Source organism: Pseudomonas sp. SIMBA_068, assembly GCF_046534705.1.
GTDB classification, from domain to species: Bacteria; Pseudomonadota; Gammaproteobacteria; order Pseudomonadales; family Pseudomonadaceae; genus Aquipseudomonas; species Aquipseudomonas putida.
The window spans coordinates 1-232 of sequence record NZ_JAWRYI010001792.1 but is presented as its reverse complement, the minus strand read 5'-3'; the positions used below and the strand labels follow the sequence as shown (position 1 = coordinate 232).

Below are 232 nucleotides of genomic sequence, written 5' to 3'. Positions count from 1 at the left end.
GGCCAACGGCATGACCGAGCGCCAGTGCCGCCAGGGCGTTGGACTGGTTATGCGCACCGCGGATTTTCAGCTCGCGCACCGGCATCAGGTTCTGGAATTCGAAGGCCAGGTACTTCTCGCCGTTTTCTTCACGGATACCGAAGGCCTTGAAGTCGGGTTTGCCCAGACCGAAGGTCCAGCACGGCAGGCCCTCGCCCATCAGCGGACGGCTCAAGGCATCCTGACGGTTGAC

At 62.5% G+C, this 232-nt stretch carries 1 pseudogene; it reads right to left on the bottom strand.

Annotated elements, in window-relative coordinates:
* Window positions 1-232 (bottom strand): annotated as a pseudogene (murD, locus tag SB756_RS35930) (UDP-N-acetylmuramoyl-L-alanine--D-glutamate ligase); the annotation flags it as partial.